Here is a 19,385-nt window from a genome sequence, read left to right on the forward strand (position 1 = left end):
CGCGGGCGGACCGGCCCGCCCGGGTCCCGCCGGCCCGGCCGCCCTCCGGGAATCTCCCGCGGTCCCGGCCGCCCTCCGCAATCTCCTCCCGTCGGATCCGCCGCACCCTGGTGCGCACCGGGGATTGGCGGTGCACAATCCGGGGGACGTGTCGCTTCGGGCGCGATGCCGCATGCTTGAGGGTGTGGCGCATCCTGGAGATGTCGCCGCGGGGACGATTCGGCCGAGCGGGAGGGGAGGGGCCAGAGCATGAGTTCCGGTGCACCCACCCCGCACAATCCGTCGACGCATAACGCTTCGACGCACAACACGGGCCGCAGTGCCGCGAATGCCCCGGCACCAAGGCACCATGGACCGATGCGCGACGACGAGGCCCCGGGGTCACCCGCGACCACAGGCGGCAGCAGCGCCTCCCGCACCAGCGGCGACGGCACCGTGAGCGCGCTCGTACGCCGTGCGGTGGAAGGCGACGAGCAGGCCACGCACGATCTGCTCGCCTTCGTGCACCCCCTCGCCATCCGCTACTGCCGCTCCCGCCTGTCGCGCCTCCCGGGTGACGCTCGTCACTTCGTGGAGGACCTGGCGCAAGAGGTCTGCGTCGCCGTCCTGATGGCCCTGCCGCGCTACCGCGACACCGGGCGCCCCTTCGAGGCCTTCGTCTTCGCCATCGCCGCGCACAAGGTCGCCGATCTCCAGCGGGCCGCCATGCGCCATCCGGGCAGTACGGCCGTGCCCTCCGACGAGATGCCGGAGCGGCCCGACGACTCCCTGGGGCCGGAGGAGCGTGCGCTGCTGAGCAGTGACGCCGCCTGGGCCAAGAAGCTCCTCGCCAACCTCCCGGAGAACCAGCGGGAGCTCCTCGTGCTGCGCGTGGCCGTCGGGCTGACCGCCGAGGAGACCGGGCAGATGCTCGGAATGTCCCCCGGGGCGGTGCGTGTCGCCCAGCACCGGGCGCTGAGCCGGCTCCGTGCGCTCGCCGAGCAGTAGGCCGTACGGGGTTTTTCTCGTAGGAAACCACGAACCTTTGCCTTGATCTTGGTGGTGGAATGAGAGGCGTCGGGATCCCGTTAGCATGGACATCCGCGCTGAGCAAGACCATCTTGGAAGGTGTCATGACTGTGAACGGCAGCGACTCGACTGGGATGCCCGACAAATTCGCCACGCTCGGCCTCACCTATGACGATGTGCTGCTGCTCCCCGGGTCGTCGGACATGTCCCCGGACGCCATCGACACCTCCTCGCTCATCTCCCGCAACGTCCGCGTGAACGTCCCGCTGCTCTCCGCCGCCATGGACAAGGTCACCGAGGCCCGCATGGCCATCGCGATGGCCCGCCAGGGCGGCGTCGGCGTGCTGCACCGCAACCTCTCCATCGCCGACCAGGCCAACCAGGTCGACCTGGTCAAGCGCTCCGAGTCCGGCATGGTCACCGACCCCATCACGGTGCATCCCGACGCGACCCTGCGCGAGGCCGACGAGCTCTGCGCCAAGTTCCGCATCTCCGGGGTCCCGGTCACCGATCCGGCGGGCAAGCTGCTCGGCATCGTCACCAACCGCGACATGGCCTTCGAGTCGGACCGCAGCCGCCAGGTGCGCGAGGTCATGACCCCGATGCCGCTGGTCACGGGCAAGGTGGGCATCTCCGGCGTGGACGCCATGGAGCTGCTGCGCCGCCACAAGATCGAGAAGCTGCCGCTCGTCGACGAGGCCGGCCTCCTCAAGGGCCTCATCACGGTCAAGGACTTCGTCAAGGCCGAGAAGTACCCGAACGCCGCCAAGGACAAGGACGGCCGGCTGCTCGTCGGCGCGGCCGTCGGTGTCGCGGGCGACGCGTACGAGCGGGCCCAGGCCCTGATCGAGGCGGGCGCCGACTTCATCGTCGTCGACACCGCCCACGGCCACTCCCGCCTCGTCGGCGACATGGTCTCCAAGATCAAGTCGAACTCCTCGGTCGACGTCATCGGCGGCAACATCGCCACCCGCGACGGCGCCCAGGCCCTCATCGACGCCGGCTGCGACGGCATCAAGGTCGGCGTCGGCCCCGGCTCCATCTGCACCACCCGCGTGGTCGCCGGCATCGGCGTCCCGCAGGTCACCGCGATCTACGAGGCCGCGCTCGCCGCCAAGGCGGCCGGTGTGCCGGTCATCGGCGACGGCGGCCTGCAGTACTCCGGCGACATCGCGAAGGCGCTCGTCGCCGGCGCCGACACCGTGATGCTCGGCTCGCTCCTCGCGGGCTGCGAGGAGTCCCCGGGCGAGCTCCTCTTCATCAACGGCAAGCAGTTCAAGTCGTACCGCGGCATGGGCTCGCTCGGCGCGATGCAGTCCCGCGGCGACCGCAAGTCCTTCTCCAAGGACCGCTACTTCCAGGAGGGCGTGGGCGGCGACGACAAGCTCATCCCCGAGGGCATCGAGGGCCAGGTCCCGTACCGCGGCCCGCTCTCCGCGGTCGTGCACCAGCTCGTCGGCGGCCTGCGCCAGTCGATGTTCTACGTCGGCGGCCGCACGGTGCCGGAGCTCCAGGACCGGGGCCGCTTCGTGCGGATCACCTCGGCTGGGCTCAAGGAGAGCCACCCGCACGACATCCAGATGACGGTCGAGGCCCCGAACTACAGCCGCAAGGGCTGACCGGAGCAGCGGTTCGGCAGTACCGGAGGGGCGGGCCCGCACGGGTCCGCCCCTCCGGCGTGCCCGGTGCGTGCGTCCGTACAGCGGTCACCGGAACGCGGCGCGCCGGGGTTCGGGGATACTGGACGGGCAGACCCACAGGAAAGGCCACCACACGTGACTGAGATCGAGATCGGGCGCGGCAAGCGCGGCCGCCGGGCGTACGCGTTCGATGACATCGCCATCGTCCCCAGCCGCCGTACCCGGGACCCGAAGGAGGTCTCGATCGCCTGGCAGATCGACGCCTACCGCTTCGAGCTCCCGTTCCTGGCCGCCCCCATGGACTCGGTCGTCTCCCCGCAGACCGCCATCCGCATCGGCGAGCTCGGCGGCCTCGGCGTGCTGAACCTCGAAGGTCTGTGGACCCGGTACGAGGACCCGCAGCCGCTGCTCGACGAGATCGCGGAGCTGGACGAGGAGACCGCCACCCGCCGTCTCCAGGAGATCTACTCCGCTCCCATCCAGGCGGACCTGATCCGTCAGCGGATCAAGGAGGTGCGCGACTCCGGCGTCGTCACCGCCGCCGCGCTCTCCCCGCAGCGCACGGCCGAGTTCTCCAAGGCCGTCGTCGACGCGGGCGTGGACATCTTCGTGATCCGCGGCACCACCGTGTCGGCGGAGCACGTCTCCGGCGCCGCCGAGCCGCTGAACCTCAAGCAGTTCATCTACGAGCTCGACGTCCCGGTCATCGTGGGCGGCTGCGCCACCTACACCGCGGCCCTGCACCTGATGCGGACCGGCGCCGCCGGTGTCCTCGTCGGTTTCGGCGGCGGCGCCGCGCACACCACGCGCAACGTGCTGGGCATCCAGGTCCCGATGGCCACCGCCGTCGCCGACGTGGCCGCGGCCCGCCGCGACTACATGGACGAGTCCGGCGGCCGCTACGTGCACGTCATCGCCGACGGCGGCGTGGGCTGGTCCGGCGACATCCCGAAGGCCGTCGCCTGCGGCGCCGACGCCGTGATGATGGGCTCCCCGCTGGCCCGTGCCACGGACGCGCCCGGCAAGGGCTTCCACTGGGGCATGGAGGCCGTCCACGAGGACGTGCCGCGCGGCAAGAAGGTCGACCTCGGCACGGTCGGCACCACCGAGGAGATCCTCACCGGCCCGTCGCACTCCCCGGACGGCTCGATGAACATCTTCGGCGCGCTGCGCCGCTCGATGGCCACCACCGGCTACAGCGAGCTCAAGGAGTTCCAGCGGGTCGAGGTCACCATCGCGGACTCGCAGCACAGCCGCTGACGGTTCTTCCGTACGCAGGCCGGAGGGCCGGCACCCCGCCCGGGGTGCCGGCCCTCCGGCTGTCCGGTGCCCGGGCCGCGCTGGGCGGTGCCCAGAGTCCTGCGGTGCGCGGGCGGGGCCCGCCCACTCCACGTCCCGGCCGGGTGCCTGTATCAGGGCGCCCGCCCACACCTCAGCAGGGCCGAATTCGAGCCGCTGATTGACGTCGATCGCATTACATCGTGCCTGGTCAGAGCAGGTTCGGGCGGAAAGCGGCAGGAATTGCTCCGCTGTCGGCCGACTACTTCCTGCCCGAGGTGCGGAGCCTCAGGCAGACGGCCCAGGGGATCAGGGAAGCGCCCGCGACGAGCAGCCACCGGAACAGGAACCAGGCGTTGTCCGAGGCGATCTGCCCGTGCTCGTCGCCCATGACCAGGCCGAGGAACAGCACGGACGCTCCGATGACGAGGCCCGGGAGGCCGAGCACCCAGAGCAGGACGGTGAACCAGGGCGCCGGGGCAGGGGCCGGGGCCGTGGCCAGTGGGGCGGTGCGCGGGATGGGGGCGGGGGAGCGGGACGGCATGGAGAGGAACGCGGACGGGGGGATGCCCGCGTCGAGCGGGGCCAGTTCGGCCGCGGTGATCCCGAAGCGGGCCGGCTCGACGGTGAGCGTGAACCCGTCGTGGCCGACCAGGTGGCGGGCGCCGTCCGGGTAGGCCTGCACCAGGGAGCACTCGGCGTGGCGGACGGTGATCCGGCCGGCCGGGCCGGCCAGGGACACCCCCTCGGCGCCCACCGTGAGGACCGTGCCGGGATCCTCCAGGGCCGGGTACGCCCGCCCGGGAACGCCCTGCGCGGACCCGGTGGGCGCGGTCGCGAGACCGGCCCCGTCCAGGCTCCCGCGGGGCGCCCGTACCAGGGCGGTTGCCCACAGGGTGTGCGCGGCCTCCCGCAGGTCCTGCGCGCCGACCGCCTCGATCGCGGCCCGCTCCTCGGCGGCCGTGCGGTGGGGGCGGCCCAGCAGCAGGTCCGCGGCCCGGCCCGGGAGCCGGGCCGCGGCGAGCCCGGGGGGGTCGAGCCGCGCGAGCGCGGAGGCCCGTACGGCTTCCAGGGCGGACGGGTCGACGCGCCCCGCGCGGAGCTTCGCGAGGACGTCCACGAAGGCGCCGGCCATCGCGTCCTGGTGCTGCGGGAGAGCCTCGGCGTGGGCGACGACCGTCGCGGAGCCGGCGTCGCGCGGCAGGTACTCCGCGGTCGCCGTGTACGCGTACCCGCCGTCCCGGTGCAGTTCCCGCAGCAGCTCCCGGCCGAGGACCCCGGTCAGCAGGCGCGCGGCCGTGGAGCGCGGCAGTACGGAGGTCAGCGTGACCGAGCCCGCCTCGCCCTGGAACCGGGCGGGCAGGACGGGCAGGGCCGAGGCGGGCTCGGGCGCGGGGTGCCGGCCGCCGGCGGGCAGGGCGAGGCCGAGGCCCTCGGGGACGGTGTCGCCCGTGATCCACAGGACGGCGTTCCCGGCCGTGAAACGGGTACGGGCCCAGTCGCGCACCTGCTCCGCGGTGAGGTGCGGGAGCCCGACCTCGGCGTAGCCGGTGAGCCCGTAGGAGCGGGAACCGTAGCGCCACTGGGCGGAGCGGCGGACCGCCTGAGCGGCGCCGGGGGAGCGGTCCGCGGGCGCGGTGCGCAGGATCTCCCTCGCGGTCTCCAGCCGTTCCACGGGGAGGTCGCGCAGCGCGGCACAGACACCGCTCAGGTGGGCCGCCACTTCGGCGGGGGTGCCGGTGATCCGGAACAGGGTGAACGTCGAGGCGGGCGCCGTGCCGTCCTCGCCGGGCGGGTCGCCCGGGCCGAGCCGGTGCAGGGCGAGCCGGTGGACCAGGCGGGTGATGCCGCTGGTGGCGAGGGTCTCGTCGGCGCTGCCGACCCGGAACAGCAGCCCGGCGGTGACCGGGCCGGGCTGGTGGGCGAGGAGCACGGGGACTCCGTCGACGGTGCTCTCGGTGATCATGCTGCTCCTCGGCCCGTGCGGGGGCCATCGTGGGGTGGTGCGGCGCGCGTCGGGGATCGGTGGGCTCGGGGACGGGGACGGGCCCTGCGGCGGGCGCGGGGGCGGGGCCTGCGGTGGGCTCGGGTGCGGGGCCGCCCGATCAGGCCCGCCCGATCAGGCCCGGCCGCGCTCCCGGCGGCGCACCTGGGTGACGCACAGGGCGGCGGCGCCCGCGGTCACGAGGGCGGCGGCCTTGACCGGGCGCCAGTCCTGGTCGCCCGCCGGGATGGACCGGTCGGTCGCCTGGAAGGCGAGCACGCAGGTGAGGACGGCCAGGGCGGCGGTGAGGACGCCCAGCGTCCAGATGGCCGCGGTCACCGGCCAGGCGCGCGGGTCCCTCCACGCCGTGGCGAGATCGGGCTTGACCGGTCGCGGGATCAGGGCGGGGTCGCGGGGCTCCATCGCGACCACCGCCGACGCCGGGACGGAGCCGTCGATCACGGCCAGGTCGGACGGGTGGATCCGGTAGAGCGTCGGCTCGACGGTGAGGGAGATCCCGTCGGGGCCGATCAGGTGCCGGGCCCCGTCCGGGAAGCTCCGCATCAGGACGCACTCGGCGTACCGCACGGTGGCCCGGCCGTGCGGAGCGACCAGGCTGATGCCCTCGTCGCCCACGATCAGGGCCACCGCCTCGTCCCCCGTCGCCGGATGGCGCCGTCCGGTGACGACGTCCGCCGACTCGCAGGGGGCGGCCGTCAGCCCCGCCCAGTCCACGGCCCGGTCGGGCACCTGCATCAGGGCGTCCGCCCAGACGGCGCGGGCGACATCCCGCAGGTCCTCGACGGTGACCGCCTCGATCTCCGCCCGGGCCCGGGCGGTGGTCAGCCGCGGGTGGCCGAGCAGCAGGTCCGCGGCCTGGCCGGGCAGCCAGGCCGCGGCGAGGTCGGGGACGTCGAAGCGGCTCAGCGCGGAGGCCCGTACGGCGTCCAGGTCGCCCTGCTCGATGCGGCCGGCGCGGAGCTTCGCGAAGACGTCCACGAAGGCGCCGACCAGTGCGTCCTGCTTCTCGGGGAGCGCGTCGGCGTACGCGACGACCGTCGCGTGGCCGGCGTCGCGGACGGAGTAGTCGGCGGCCGCCGTGTAGGAGTACCCGCCCTTCTGGCGCAGTTCGCGGAAGAGCTCCTTGCCCAGCACCCCGGCGAACAGGGTCGCTGCGGTGGTGCGGGGCACCACGGCGGTCAGGCAGACCCCGCCGTCGCCGCCGCGGAACCAGGCGGGCGTCCTCGGCAGGGCGGAGGTCGCCTCGGGCGCGGGGCGCCACTCACCGGCGGGCAGATCGAGGTCGAGGCCTTCGGGGACGGTGTCGCCGGCGATCCACAGGACGGCGTTCTCCCTGGTGAACCGGGTCCGCGCCCAGTCGCGCACCTCGTGCTCGGTGATCTTCCGGAGGCCGAACTCGGGGTAGGCGGCGAGGCCGTAGGAGCGCGGCCCGTACCGCCATACGGCCGCGGCGTGGGCCGGGCCGGCGGACGTGCCGGCCGCCTCGGTGCGCAGGATCTCCTTCTCGGTGTCCAGCCGGTCCATGGGGAGGTCGCGCAGGGCGGCGCAGACGCCGTTCAGGTAGGCGACGACGTCCGCCGGGGTGCCGGTGACGTGGAAGTGGGTGTGGGCGGCGGCGGTGGCGCCGTTGTAGTGCAGGTCGCTCAGGCCGTGGCGGTGCAGGGCGAGGTGCTCGACGAGGTGGGTGATGCCGCTGGTGGCGAGGGTCTCGTCGGCGCTGCCGACGCGGAAGAGGAGCCCGGCGGAGAGGGGGCCGGGGCGCGGCGCCGCCAGGACCACGGTGCGGATGCCGTCCACCGTGGTGGTGAGGATGCCGTCGGTGTCGGTGTCGGTGTCGGTGTCGGTGGCACTGGCCTTGGCGGCGGTTGCGGTGGCGGGCTCGGGCTCGGGGCGTGTTCCGGTGGTCATCGTGTGCCCTTCAGCCCGTTGCCAGGGCGGTCTTGCGGTGGCGGACGAACTCGGTCGTGTGGTCCCCGAAGCCCAGGTAGTTCCACGGGAAGGTGCTCCCGCGGTCGCCCAGGACACGGAAGTGCGGGGCCGCGTCCGCGGGTCGGGCGGCCGCGCTGTGGGCGGCGGCGAAGGCGTTGTGGGCGTCGGTGTGGGCGTACGCCCCGGCCCGGGCGTCGGGGTGGAGCACCGAGTGCCGGGCCGCGGCCAGCAGCTGCGCACGGTTCTCGGGGGCGGCCAGGTACTTCTCCCCGCGCCGTGCGTCACTGCCGTCCCGCGCGTCCGCGTACTGCTCCAGCTGGGCGATGGCCACCAGGGCCCCGGCCGGGGCGCCGGGCGGCGCCGTCCGCGCGCACTGCGCGGCGAAGGAGTGCGCGGCCTCCCAGGTGCCGCCCCACTTGGGGCAGAGCTGCTGGAGGAGCTGCTGCTGGCCCGCGTAGTGGTGCGGGTGGTGCTCGGCGAGCCGCTCGTACCGGCGCCGGGTCTCGCCGAGGCCCAGTTCGAGGCCGCGGGAGGTGGTGGTGCGCAGGTACCAGGCGAGGGCGTACCGGGGGTGTTCGGCGCAGACGTCGATGAGGAGCAGCTCGGCGCGCCGCAGGTAGCCGTGGAACTGCTGGAACCGCCCCGCCGGTACGTCGTGGGCGCGTGCGCTGGTCCGCAGGCCCCAGCCGAGCCGGATCAGCCGCTCGGCGAGCAGGCTCCGCACGAGCGGATCCCCGGGGTCTTGGGCCATGGCTCCGTTGAGGAACGTTTCGGCGTTGTGCTGTTCGCCGACGACCCGACTGGCGATGGCGCGGTCGTCCTCGTCGCCGAGCGCGGCGAAGGCCGCGGCGACGGCGTCCCAGTCCTGACGGTGGACGTGGGCGCGCAGGTCGGCGAGGGCGGGGATGCGGTCGGCGGGTTCGTACACGGGCCGGCCGAGCGGGAGGTGAGCGGACACGCGCGGATCATATGACCGGCGGTCGCGCGGGCGACAGGGATTTGAGGCCGGGGGCCCGACGGGACCCGATCATGGGATCGGTTGGTCGGACGGGGTGCGGGAGGCGGACGGCGCCGCCTGCTGCGTGGATCCGGTCCGCGCGCGTGCCCGTACCCGTACCCGTACCCGGTCCGGTGGTCCCGGGGTGGGTACGGGCGGGGAGCGAGGGGCTGCCTCAGTCGCCGATCTTCTTGGCGGTGCTGAATCCGGCGAACGCGCCGAGGGCGAGGAAGAGGACGCTCATGAAGTCCGCGTCCTCCTTCCAGATGTCGATCAGGCCGGAGACGCCGAGCGAGCTCAGCACCTCGCCCAGGCCGACGCCGGCCGCGCCGCCTACCGCGAGCGCGTAGAAGAACAGCTCGCCCAGGAAGACGGAGACGACGGCGAGGACCGCGCCGACGACCGGCAGGACCGGGTTGCGGCCGCCGAGCTTGCCGGCCGCGAAGCCGACCAGGGCGCCGACGCCGGCCGCCGCGTAGCCGATCTCGCGGTCGATGGCGTTCATGATGCCGCCGTACGCCGCCGCGGCGGCCAGCGCCGCGACGAACGCGGCGAGGATGCCGAGGCCCACGTTGCCGGGGCGGGCCGGGGCCGGGGCCAGGAACGAGGCACCGCTCTGGGCCGGGAACGGGGCCGGGGCCAGGAAGTCGGCGCCGGACGGGCCCGGGGCCGGGGCCGCGGAGTTGGGCGTGGCGTCGGGTGCGGGCGGCTGGAACTGCTGGCTCATGGAGAAATCCCCCCCAGGGATTTTGGGCACACGGGACCCGCACGGCTGACGTGGGGGTGTATGCGCGAGATAAGTCGCCGCAGGCTAGCAGCAGGCTGTGACATCCGTGGAGGGGATTCGGTCGGGCGGGCCGTGTGTGGGGGTCACGGTTCAGAGGCGGTGTGCGGCGCCCGCCGGGCTGGCGCCGCGGGTGTCCAGGAGCAACTGGGCCTTGACCGCCAGGCCTTGCAGATCGTAGGTGCGGTGGTGCTGGAGCAGGATCGTCAGATCGGCGTTGGCCGCGGCCTCGTACAACGATTCGGCACGGGGGACGGGCTGGTCCCTGACGCGCCATCCGGCGATGTACGGGTCGTGGTAGCTGATCAGCGCGCCGAGGTCGAGGAGCCGGCTGGCGATCTCGCGCGCCGGGGAGCCCTCCTGGTCGGCCAGGTCCGGCTTGTAGGTGACGCCCAGCAGGAGGACGCGGGCGCCGCGCGCGGACTTGCCGTGCTCGTTGAGGAGGGTCGCGCTGCGCTGGATGACGTACTGCGGCATCCGGTCGTTGATCTCCTGCGCCAGGCCGACCATGCGCAGGGGGTGGCCCGGGGTGCGGGTGGTGTGGGGGAGGTAGTTGGGGTCGAGGGGGACTCCGTGGCCGCCGACTCCGGGGCCGGGGCGGAAGGCCTGGAACCCGTACGGCTTGGTCTCGGCGCACCGGATGACGTCCCACAGGTCCACGCCGAGGTCGTGGCAGAGCACGGCCATCTCGTTCATGAGGGCGATGTTGACGTGCCGGTAGTTGGTTTCCAGGAGCTGGACCGTCTCGGCCTCGCGCAGGCCGCGGGCGCGGACCACCTTCTCGGTCAGGCGGGCGTAGAAGGCGTGCGCGGACTCGGTGCACGCGGGGGTGAGGCCGCCGATGACCCTGGGGGTGTTGGAGATGCCGTGCGTGCGGTTGCCGGGGTCGAGGCGGCTGGGGGAGTAGGCCAGGTGGAAGTCCCGGCCGGCGCGCAGACGGGAGCCCGATTCGAGGATCGGGCGCAGGTAGTCCTCGGTGACGCCGGGGTGGGCCGCCGATTCGAGGATGACGGTGGTGTGCGGCCGCAGCCGGGCGGCGAGCGTGCGGCCGGCCTCGCCGACTGCCGTCAGGTCGAGCGCGCGGTCGGCACCGAGCTGGGTCGGGGCGCAGATGACGGCCGTGCGGACCCGGCCGAGTTCGGCGGGGTTGGTGGTGACCCGGAAGCCGGCCGCCGACATGCGGCGGATCTCCGCGGCGGTGAGGGTGGAGTCCGTCGCCGGACCGCTGTCGTAGCCGACCGTCTCGATCCCGGCGGCCACGGCTGCCTGGGCGAGCGGGAGGCCGAGGTGGCCGAGTCCGATGACGGCGAGATCTGCGGGCATGGGGGTGCCGTCCCTTCCCTTCCCTGACATGCATGAGGGGGCGGAGCGCGCAACTCCTGTGGCGGAGGAAAGCTGGCGCAATGTCAGACTAGGCGTATATATGACAGATATGTCGTATTCAGGGGTCTTGGTCGCCTCCGTGTTATCCACAGGCGGTGGCTGATGTGGGTGCGGCCGGTGAGAATCATGAACGGGCGATGTGAGCGGGATCACCCCCACGACGGGTGGGACGACCGCACAGGACGGACGGGGCGACCCGCGTCAACGGGAGGCAGGCAGCCGTGATGACTGGGACTGGGGCAGGGACCGTGGCAGGGGCAGGGGCAGGGGCAGGGGCAGGGGCAGGGTCGGGGATGGGTGCCGGGATGGGGGCCGGGACGGGGGGACGCGGCGGGCGGGCCGCGCTGGGGCCCGGGCAGCGGGCCGAGGCGCTCGCCGCCATGGCCGAGCGGGAGCTGGACGTGCTGGTGGTCGGGGCCGGCGTGGTGGGCGCGGGCACCGCCCTCGACGCCGTGACCAGGGGCCTGGCGACCGGACTGGTCGAGGCCAGGGACTGGGCTTCGGGCACCTCCAGCCGTTCCAGCAAGCTCATCCACGGCGGGCTCAGATACCTGGAGATGCTCGACTTCGCCCTCGTGCGGGAGGCGCTCAAGGAGCGCGGCCTGCTGCTGGGGCGGCTCGCCCCTCACCTGGTGAAGCCGGTGCCGTTCCTCTATCCGTTGCAGCACAAGGGCTGGGAGCGGTTCTATGCCGGTTCCGGCGTCGCGCTGTACGACGCCATGTCGCTCTCCAGCGGCCACGGGCGCGGGCTGCCCACGCACCGCCACCTCTCGCGCAAGCGCGCGCTGCGGATCGCGCCGGCGCTGCGCAAGGACGCGCTGGTGGGCGCCCTGCAGTACTACGACGCCCAGATGGACGACGCGCGGTACGTGGCGACCTTGGTCCGGACGGCCGCCGCGTACGGCGCGCAGTGCGCCAACCGGGCGAGGGTCGTCGGCTTCCTGCGGGAGGGCGAGCGGGTCGTCGGCGCGCGGGTGCGGGACGTGGAGGGCGGCGGGGAGTACGAGATCCGGGCGAAGCAGATCGTGAACGCCACGGGGGTGTGGACGGACGACACCCAGGCGCTGATCGCGGAGCGCGGCCAGTTCCACGTACGGGCCTCCAAGGGCATCCACCTCGTCGTTCCCAAGGACCGGATCCACTCCTCGACCGGGCTGATCCTGCGGACCGAGAAGTCGGTGCTCTTCGTCATCCCGTGGGGCCGGCACTGGATCGTGGGCACCACGGACACCGACTGGGACCTGGACAAGGCGCACCCGGCGGCGTCGAGCGCGGACATCGACTACCTGCTGGAGCACGTGAACTCGGTGCTCGCGGTCCCGCTCACCCGGGACGACGTCCAGGGGGTCTACGCCGGCCTGCGGCCGCTGCTGGCCGGGGAGTCGGACGCGACGAGCAAGCTGTCCCGCGAGCACACGGTGGCGCACCCGGTGCCCGGACTGGTGGTGGTCGCCGGCGGCAAGTACACGACGTACCGGGTGATGGCCAAGGACGCGGTGGACGAGGCGGTGCACGGCCTCGACCAGCGGGTGGCGCCGTGCGTGACGGAGGACGTGCCGCTGGTCGGCGCCGAGGGGTACCGGGCCCTGTGGAACGGCCGGGCGCGGATCGCCGCACGGACGGGGCTCCACGTGGTGCGGGTGGAGCACCTCTTGAACCGCTACGGCTCGCTGACGGAGGAACTACTGGCCCTGATCGCGGCGGATCCCACCCTCGGGGAGCCGCTCACCGGCGCCGACGACTACCTGCGCGCCGAAGTGGTCTACGCGGCCTCGCACGAGGGGGCGCGGCACCTGGACGACGTGCTGACCCGGCGCACGCGGATCTCGATCGAGACCTTCGACCGGGGGACGCGATCGGCGCGCGAGTGTGCGGAGTTGATGGCTCCGGTCCTGGGCTGGGACGAGCAGCAGATCGAGAAAGAAGTGGAACACTACGAGAAGAGGGTGCAGGCGGAACGGGAATCGCAGCGCCAGCCGGACGATCAGACGGCGGACGCGGCGCGGCTGGGGGCGCCGGACATCGTGCCGTTGTAACTCCGTCACTTCGCGGGCGGAACCGTGGACCCGGGGCTCCCGTCCGTTGCGGAGTAAGGGACAATGAGGGTTCTGCCGGGGCGGGTTACCGGGCACCCCGGCCGCTGCCAGGGCAACCGGAGCAGGCGGCACGAACGCAGAGGGGACGCATGTCGAAGCCGGAGCACACCGAGTCGCCGGAGCCGTCTGTCGGGACGGGATCGCCGGTGCCTCCGGCTGCACCCCCGACGGAGCCGAAGCCCGCGGCGGGAGCCGCGAAGCGCGCTGCCGCGGCGAAGCCGGCTGGGAAGCCGGCCGCGAAGCCTGCCGTGAAGGCTGCTGCCAAGCCTGCCGCGGCGGCCGTGCCCCCGGCTGTGCCCGAAGCCGCCGGGGCGGCCGAACCGCAGGACGCGAAGCCCGGCGCTGCCGTGGCGCGGCCGGAGTCGGCGTCGGAGCCGCGGACGCCGGAGCTGCGGAAATCGGAGCAGCGGACGCCTGCTGCGGCCAAGGCCGTCGGCGGGGTCGAGCCCGAGGACGCGAAGCCTGCGGGTGTGAAGGCGACGCCCGTGGACGCGAAGCCTGCTGAGCCCGAGGATGCGAAGCCTGCTGAGCCCGAGGATGCGAAGCCTGCTGAGCCCGAGGACGCGAAGTCTGCTGAGCCTGAGGACGCGAAGCCTGCCGAGCCTGAGGACGTGAAGCCTGCGGGTGCGAAGGCGGAGCTGCGGAAGCCTGCCGAGCCCGAGGTCGCAAAGCCTGCCGGGGTGAAGGCCGGGTCCGAGGACGCGAAGCCGGCCGGGGTGAAGGCCGAGCTGCGGAAGGCTGCCGTCGGGCGCGCGGACGGTGGGGCCGAGGAGGCGAAGCCCACCGCCGTGAGCAAGGCCGACGAGGTGGCCGCCGCGGTGAAGGCCGCCGCGGCCAAGGCGGAAGAGGGTCCCCACGACGAGGGCCGGCTGCTCGCAGGCCGGTACCGGCTCGGTGACGTCCTCGGCAAGGGCGGCATGGGCACCGTCTGGCGCGCCGAGGACGAGACCCTCGGCCGCACCGTCGCCGTCAAGGAACTCCGCTTCGGCAGCGGCGTCGACGACGACGAGAAGCGCCGCCTGATCACCCGCACCCTCCGCGAGGCGAAGGCGATCGCCCGGATCCGCAGCGGCGGCGCGGTGACCGTCTACGACGTCGTCGACGAGGACGGCCGGCCGTGGATCGTCATGGAACTCATCGAGGGCCCCTCCCTCGCGGAGTTCATCCGCGAGAGCGGCCCCCTGACCCCCCGCCGTGCCGCGGAAGTCGGCCTCGCCGTTCTCGACGTGCTCCGTGCCGCCCACCGCCAGGGCATCCTGCACCGGGACGTGAAGCCCTCCAACGTGCTCCTCGCCGACCGCGGCAACGGCCGTGTGGTCCTGACCGACTTCGGCATAGCCCAGGTCGAGGGCGACCCTTCCGTCACCTCCACCGGCATGCTCGTCGGCGCGCCCTCGTACATCTCGCCCGAGCGGGCCCGCGGTCAGCGTCCCGGCCCGCCGGCCGACATGTGGTCGCTCGGCGGCCTGCTGTACGCCGCCGTCGAGGGGGTTCCCCCGTACGACAAGGGGTCCGCCCTCGCGACGCTCACCGCGGTGATGACCGAGCCCGTCGAACCGCCCAAGAACGCCGGCCCGCTGACCGAGGTCATCTACGGCCTCCTGGTCAAGGACCCCGCCCACCGGCTCGACGACGACCGCGCGCGGGCGATGCTCACCGCGGTGATCGAGGCGCCCGAGCCGCCGGCCCCCGTAGCCGCGCCGAGCGCCGAGGAGACCCGGCAGATATCCCTGGCCGAGGCCCGGGACGCCGCTGAGCAGGCAGCCGCCGACAAGGCGGCCAAGGCCGCGGAGAAGGCGGAGAAGAAGGAACGCGAGCGCCGCGAGCGCGAGCAGCGGGAGCGCGCCCGCGCGGCGTTGAAGTCGGCCCGCAAGGCAGCGGCCGCCAGCGCCGCCGCTTCGGCCGCCGCGGCCGCGACCGCAGCCGAGGCGCCGGCGCCGCGCCCGGCGCCCGTCGCCGCCCCCCTCACCGACGTCATGCCGCGCCGCACCATCGCGCTCGCGATAGCCGGCGTGGTCATTGCGCTCGCCGTCATCGGCTCGATCGTCGCGTACGCCGTCAGCGGCGACGACGACAAGGGCGGTGCCCCGAAGGACGGCAAGGGCGGCGGCAAGGCCGCCGCGTCGAGCCCCGCGCCCGGTTCACCGACCCCGCCCCCGGCTTCGCCCTCGCCCTCGCCCAAGACCGGCGAGGGGTCCGGGGGAGGGGCCGCGTCGCCGGACCCGGGCCAGTCGCCCGGTTCGGGCGCCGACCCCGGCCAGGGTCAGGGCTCCACGCCCGGAGGCGCGCTGCCCGGTCTCCCGCCCGGGTACGCCCAGGTCAACGACCCCGGTTTCCACTTCGCGATGGGCCTGCCCTCGGGCTTCAAGCAGACCGGCGTGGTGGGCAAGAACTCCGGCGTCATCTACAGCCGCGACGGCGGTTTCCCGCGCGTGCAGATCGATTTCAACAGCTCGCCGAGGGAAGACGCCCGCGCCGCCTGGCTGGAACTGGCTCCGGCCGTGGCGGGCAGCAGCAGCAACTACAAGCTGCTGCGCCTGGACAAGGTCGAGTACCGCGGGTACCCGACCGTCGCGGACTGGGAGTTCGAGCGTGACCAGCGGGGCGAGCGGGTCCGGGTGCTCGACCGCGGGTTCAGGATGGACGCGACGCACGGCTACGCCATCATGATCAGCTGCCGCGCCGACCAGTGGGACGCGGCGGAATGCACGGAACTGCGCACCACGGCGTTCGGCACCTTCCAGCCCCTGGGCTGATACCGGTTCCGCGCGGGCCGGGGTCAGCCTCGCCAGGGCCGGGACGCGGGCGCCCTGGGCGTCGTATCGTGTCAGCGGGGCCTGGGGGACGGGCCCGCAGCTCTCGGGGGAGGCGATGTGGAGGACTACGCGGGCCGGATCCTGGCCGAGCGCTACCGTCTGCCGTTGCCGCCGTCCGATGCCTACGAACTGATCGAGACCCGGGCCTTCGACACGCGCAGCGGCCAGGAAGTGCTCGTACGGCAGGTGCCGTTGCCGGAGGTCGTCGACGCGGAACTGCTGGACGGCACGCGGGGCGGCGGTCCGCCGGCGGTGACCGGGGGCCGGCGCGTCCCGCACGGTGAACTGCCCGCCGTGCGCAGGGCGATCGAGGCCGCGCAGGCGGCGGCGTCCGTGCCGGACCATCCGCGGCTGGACCAGGTCTTCGACGTGTTCGCGGAGGGCGGGTCGCTCTGGATCGTGAGCGAACTCGTCCCGGCCAGACCGCTGGCGGCGCTGATCGCCGACGAACCGCTGAGTCCGTACCGGGCGGCGGAGGTGGCGGCGGACGTGCTGACCGCTCTGCGGGTGCTGCACGCGCACGGGTGGACGCACCGCAACATCACCATGCGGACGGTACTGATCTGCGAGGACGGGCGCGTCGTCCTGACGGGTCTGGCGGCGGGGGCGGCGGAGGACGCCCTGTGCGGGTACGACCCGGTCCCGCCGCAGGACGGTACGGACCACCCCGCCTTGCCCTGGCCGGGCGGGGGATCCGTGGACGGATCCGAAGACGGGTCCGCGGGCGGGTATGCGGGTGGGTACGGCCCCGAGGCCTTGGCCGGGCCCGGGGCGGGCGCGGGGCCCGTCGGCGGTGTCCGGGGCGGGCCGGCGGCGGCTGGTGGATACGGGCGGCTTCCCGGGCAACTGCCCGGACCCGGCGCGGGATCCGTCGGTGGACAGCAGGGCGGGGTGCCCGGCGACCGCTACGGCGAGGTGTACGGGGACGCGTACGGAGACGCCTACGGCGACGGTTACGGGGACGGATCCGCGGAGCGTTCCGGGCGGGACGGCGGGGGCGGTGCGGCTGCGGCCGCCCGGTCGGGCGGGCACGCGGCGGAGTACGCGCCGCTCGTGGCTCCGGGGTACGACACCGGGCCGCGCTACCGGGACCACATAAGCCCCGGGACCCTGAACGGTCCCGATGCGGCCGAGCCCGGCAACTCCGGTGTTCCGGGCGCTCCGAGTGCCCTCGGCGGCCCTGAGGTGCACGGTACTTCCGGTGGGCCCGGCACCCACGCCCCTTCCGGTACCGCTGGGGCTGCCGGTGCGGCCGGCGCCCCAGGGGCCGGTACCCCGGGTTCCGCTGCGGAGCGGCCCGACCTGAAGGCCGCTGCGCGGGCCGGGGCCATCGCCGCGTACCGGGCCGGGGCCCAGGCGGCCGCGCGGATCACCGAGCAGCGCAAGGCCGGTTCGGAGCCCGCGCCGGAGCCGGAAGCGGAGCCGAGGCCGCAGGGGTCGAAGGTGCCGCAGGGGTACTCGTACCCGTACGGCGGCCCCGAGACCGGTGCGAGCTGGCACGGCGCCACCCCGCGCCGCCAGGCCCTGCCCCCGGCCGGGGCGGAGCCGCCGGCCCGTGCCGCGCTGCCCGCGCAACTCGCCCTGCCCCAGGGCTACCAGCAGGCGGACGCCCCCGCTGACGGCCAGGCCCCCGCGCAGCAGGCGGCGCCGGAGGGCACGGAGCGCAACGCGGTGCCCGGGCCGGGCGACGGGCAGCAGGACCAGGCGGGCTTCGGCCAGCAGGCCGGGCGGGACGGCGCCGGATACGGCGGGCAGCCCCAGCTCGGCCCGGGCGGCCCGCAGGCCGGCCCGCCGAACGCCGCCGGATACGCGGCGCCGCCCGAGGCCGGCGGGTACGGGCACCCGGGTCCGCAGGGCGCCACCGGGTACGGGCAGGACGGCCGCCGGACCGGCCCGCAAGGCGGCTCCGGACACCCGCCGGGCGCCTACGGCCGCCCCGGCCCGCAGGGCGACCACCCGGGCGGTGCCGGATACCCGGCGGCCCCCGGGCGCGACGCCTACGGCCGTCCCGGTCCGCAGACCGGGACCGGGATCGGGACCGGCCCGCAAGGTGGCCCGCAGGGCGGTGCCGGACATCAGGCGGCCCCCGGGCGCGATGCCTACGGCCAGCCCGGCCCGCAGGGTGCCGCCGGTTATCCGGTGGCCTCCGGGGCCGGCGGGCCGGGGCCGCAGCAGGGGGCGGTGCGTGCCGGTGCCGGTGCCGGGTGGGGGAGCGGGCCGCGGAGCGGGCTCGATGCGGAGCGGGCGCGGCAGACGCGGATGGCCGTGGTCGGGGCCGTCACCGAGCGGTGGGCTCCCGAGCAGGCGCAGGCCGTGCACGGGCCGTGGCAGCTGGCGGCACCCGTCGGGCCGGCCACCGACCTCTGGGGGCTGGGTGCGTTGCTGTACCGGGCCGTGCAGGGGCATGCCCCGTACCCCGAGGACAGCGTCGCCGAGCTGGTGGAAATGGTGTGCGCCGAGCCCCCGGCCTTCGCCGAGGAGTGTGGTCCGCTGCGCCCGATCGTGGAGTCCCTGCTGCGTCAGGACCCGACTGAGCGGCCCGACTTCGAGGAGCTCCGCGGCTGGCTGCGCTCCCTCGTGCGGTCCGCTCCGGAGCCCGACGGCGGCTTCGCCATGCTGCCGCCGGTGGTGGAGGATCCGGCCAGGCTGCCCGTCGTACGGCGGCGGGCCGACCTGCACGGCCGCCACCGCAGCGCCCGCGGCGCCGAACACCCCCGCAAGCCGCGCTCGCTGGGGCGTTCCCTGTTACTGGGCATCCTCGTCCTGCTCTCGGGAGCCGTGGCCTACGCCCTGTTCTTCATGCCCCGCTCCGCCGATCCGCAGGGCGGGCAGAAGGCCGCGGGTATGAAGCCGCCGTCCACGTCCGCCTCGCACAGCCCGGGGCGCAGCACCGGCCCGAGCCCGAAGCCGAGCGGGTCCGGTCAGTCGCCGAGCCCCTCCGCGAACCCGCCCGAGTCCAAGCCCGCTCCGCAGACCAACGCCCCCGCTCCGTCCGGGTACACGGCCCAGCAGGACGCCGAGCACTTCTCGATCAACGTTCCGAACGGCTGGGAGCGCCGCGGAATGAACGAGTCGGGTCAGGTCCGGTACACGGACGGCGCCTTCGTCCTGATCGTCGTCCCCGGCCGGGACAAGGTCGAGGGCAACCCCGACCCGGCCACCTACCAGAAGGACAAGGAGCCCGAGCTGGCTCCGTACCGCTCCTCCACCTGGTCCAGCGTCAGCGACATCAGGTCCACCAAGGTCGGCAACCAGCTCCGCGTCACCGGCCGGTACACCTGGATCGACGGCACCGGCCGTTCCGTCGTGGCCCGCAACTTCGTCGTCGCGCTCGGAGGTTCCTACCACGTCGTCATGGTCACCGGCCCGCAGGACCAGGAGGGCAAGGTCACCGAGATCTTCGAGCAGGCGACGGCCAGCTACAAGAGCGGCGGCTGACGCGGTATCAG

11 protein-coding genes are annotated in these 19,385 nt (G+C 74.2%); 6 read left to right on the plus strand and 5 right to left on the minus strand.

The window, feature by feature from the left end:
* Positions 1–357 precede the first annotated feature (357 nt).
* From ACIA8F_RS03025 to ACIA8F_RS03035, 3 genes are all read left to right on the plus strand, one after another.
* On the plus strand, positions 358–987 hold the full coding sequence (locus ACIA8F_RS03025) for a sigma-70 family RNA polymerase sigma factor (RefSeq protein ID WP_399376386.1): 630 nt from the start codon (positions 358–360) through the stop codon (positions 985–987).
* 125 nt (positions 988–1,112) lie between these two features.
* Complete coding sequence (gene guaB / locus ACIA8F_RS03030; protein ID WP_399376387.1) at positions 1,113–2,627, plus strand: IMP dehydrogenase; 1,515 nt, start codon at positions 1,113–1,115, stop codon at positions 2,625–2,627.
* A 156-nt stretch (positions 2,628–2,783) separates the two neighbouring features.
* Positions 2,784–3,908, plus strand: a complete 1,125-nt coding sequence (locus tag ACIA8F_RS03035) for a GuaB3 family IMP dehydrogenase-related protein (protein ID WP_383952118.1) — start codon at positions 2,784–2,786, stop codon at positions 3,906–3,908.
* Positions 3,909–4,188: 280 nt separating this feature from the next.
* Here the strand turns inward: ACIA8F_RS03035 and ACIA8F_RS03040 are convergent, their stop codons facing one another.
* From ACIA8F_RS03040 to ACIA8F_RS03060, 5 genes are all read right to left on the minus strand, one after another.
* Positions 4,189–5,892, minus strand: coding sequence for an insulinase family protein (locus ACIA8F_RS03040; RefSeq protein ID WP_399376388.1), 1,704 nt, complete (start codon positions 5,890–5,892; stop codon positions 4,189–4,191).
* Positions 5,893–6,045: 153 nt separating this feature from the next.
* On the minus strand, positions 6,046–7,839 hold the full coding sequence (locus ACIA8F_RS03045; RefSeq protein WP_399376389.1) for a M16 family metallopeptidase: 1,794 nt from the start codon (positions 7,837–7,839) through the stop codon (positions 6,046–6,048).
* Positions 7,840–7,849: 10 nt separating this feature from the next.
* A complete protein-coding gene (locus ACIA8F_RS03050; RefSeq protein WP_399376390.1) occupies positions 7,850–8,818 on the minus strand; it encodes a hypothetical protein in 969 nt (322 codons plus the stop codon).
* Between the two features lie 214 nt (positions 8,819–9,032).
* Positions 9,033–9,584 carry a hypothetical protein gene (locus ACIA8F_RS03055; protein WP_399376391.1) on the minus strand — a complete coding sequence of 184 codons (552 nt, stop codon included), beginning with the start codon at positions 9,582–9,584 and terminating at the stop codon, positions 9,033–9,035.
* 150 nt (positions 9,585–9,734) lie between these two features.
* Positions 9,735–10,964, minus strand: a complete 1,230-nt coding sequence (locus tag ACIA8F_RS03060) for a nucleotide sugar dehydrogenase (protein ID WP_399376392.1) — start codon at positions 10,962–10,964, stop codon at positions 9,735–9,737.
* Positions 10,965–11,329: 365 nt separating this feature from the next.
* On the opposite strand from ACIA8F_RS03060, the gene ACIA8F_RS03065 reads away from it, so the two are divergent.
* The 3 genes from ACIA8F_RS03065 to ACIA8F_RS03075 all read left to right on the plus strand — a co-directional run bounded on the left by ACIA8F_RS03065 (position 11,330) and on the right by ACIA8F_RS03075 (position 19,374).
* The gene (locus ACIA8F_RS03065; RefSeq protein WP_399376393.1) at positions 11,330–13,060 is read left to right on the plus strand and encodes a glycerol-3-phosphate dehydrogenase/oxidase; all 1,731 of its coding nucleotides are present in this window, start codon (positions 11,330–11,332) and stop codon (positions 13,058–13,060) included.
* Positions 13,061–13,209: 149 nt separating this feature from the next.
* Positions 13,210–15,876, plus strand: a complete 2,667-nt coding sequence (locus tag ACIA8F_RS03070) for a protein kinase (protein WP_399376394.1) — start codon at positions 13,210–13,212, stop codon at positions 15,874–15,876.
* Between the two features lie 117 nt (positions 15,877–15,993).
* A complete protein-coding gene (locus tag ACIA8F_RS03075; RefSeq protein WP_399376395.1) occupies positions 15,994–19,374 on the plus strand; it encodes a hypothetical protein in 3,381 nt (1,126 codons plus the stop codon).
* The last annotated feature ends 11 nt before the right edge of the window (positions 19,375–19,385 follow it).

It is taken from the genome of Streptomyces sp. NPDC051563 (genome assembly GCF_044454225.1).
Lineage (GTDB): Bacteria > Actinomycetota > Actinomycetes > Streptomycetales > Streptomycetaceae > Streptomyces.

Coding starts and splice junctions, on each gene's coding strand:
- ACIA8F_RS03025 (WP_399376386.1), top strand. CDS start 358: ATGCGCGACGACGAGGCCCCGGGGTCACCCGCGACCACAGGCGGCAGC.
- guaB (WP_399376387.1), top strand. CDS start 1,113: ATGACTGTGAACGGCAGCGACTCGACTGGGATGCCCGACAAATTCGCC.
- ACIA8F_RS03040 (WP_399376388.1), bottom strand. CDS start 5,892: ATGATCACCGAGAGCACCGTCGACGGAGTCCCCGTGCTCCTCGCCCAC.
- ACIA8F_RS03045 (WP_399376389.1), bottom strand. CDS start 7,839: ATGACCACCGGAACACGCCCCGAGCCCGAGCCCGCCACCGCAACCGCC.
- ACIA8F_RS03055 (WP_399376391.1), bottom strand. CDS start 9,584: ATGAGCCAGCAGTTCCAGCCGCCCGCACCCGACGCCACGCCCAACTCC.
- ACIA8F_RS03060 (WP_399376392.1), bottom strand. CDS start 10,964: ATGCCCGCAGATCTCGCCGTCATCGGACTCGGCCACCTCGGCCTCCCG.
- ACIA8F_RS03065 (WP_399376393.1), top strand. CDS start 11,330: ATGGGGGCCGGGACGGGGGGACGCGGCGGGCGGGCCGCGCTGGGGCCC.
- ACIA8F_RS03070 (WP_399376394.1), top strand. CDS start 13,210: ATGTCGAAGCCGGAGCACACCGAGTCGCCGGAGCCGTCTGTCGGGACG.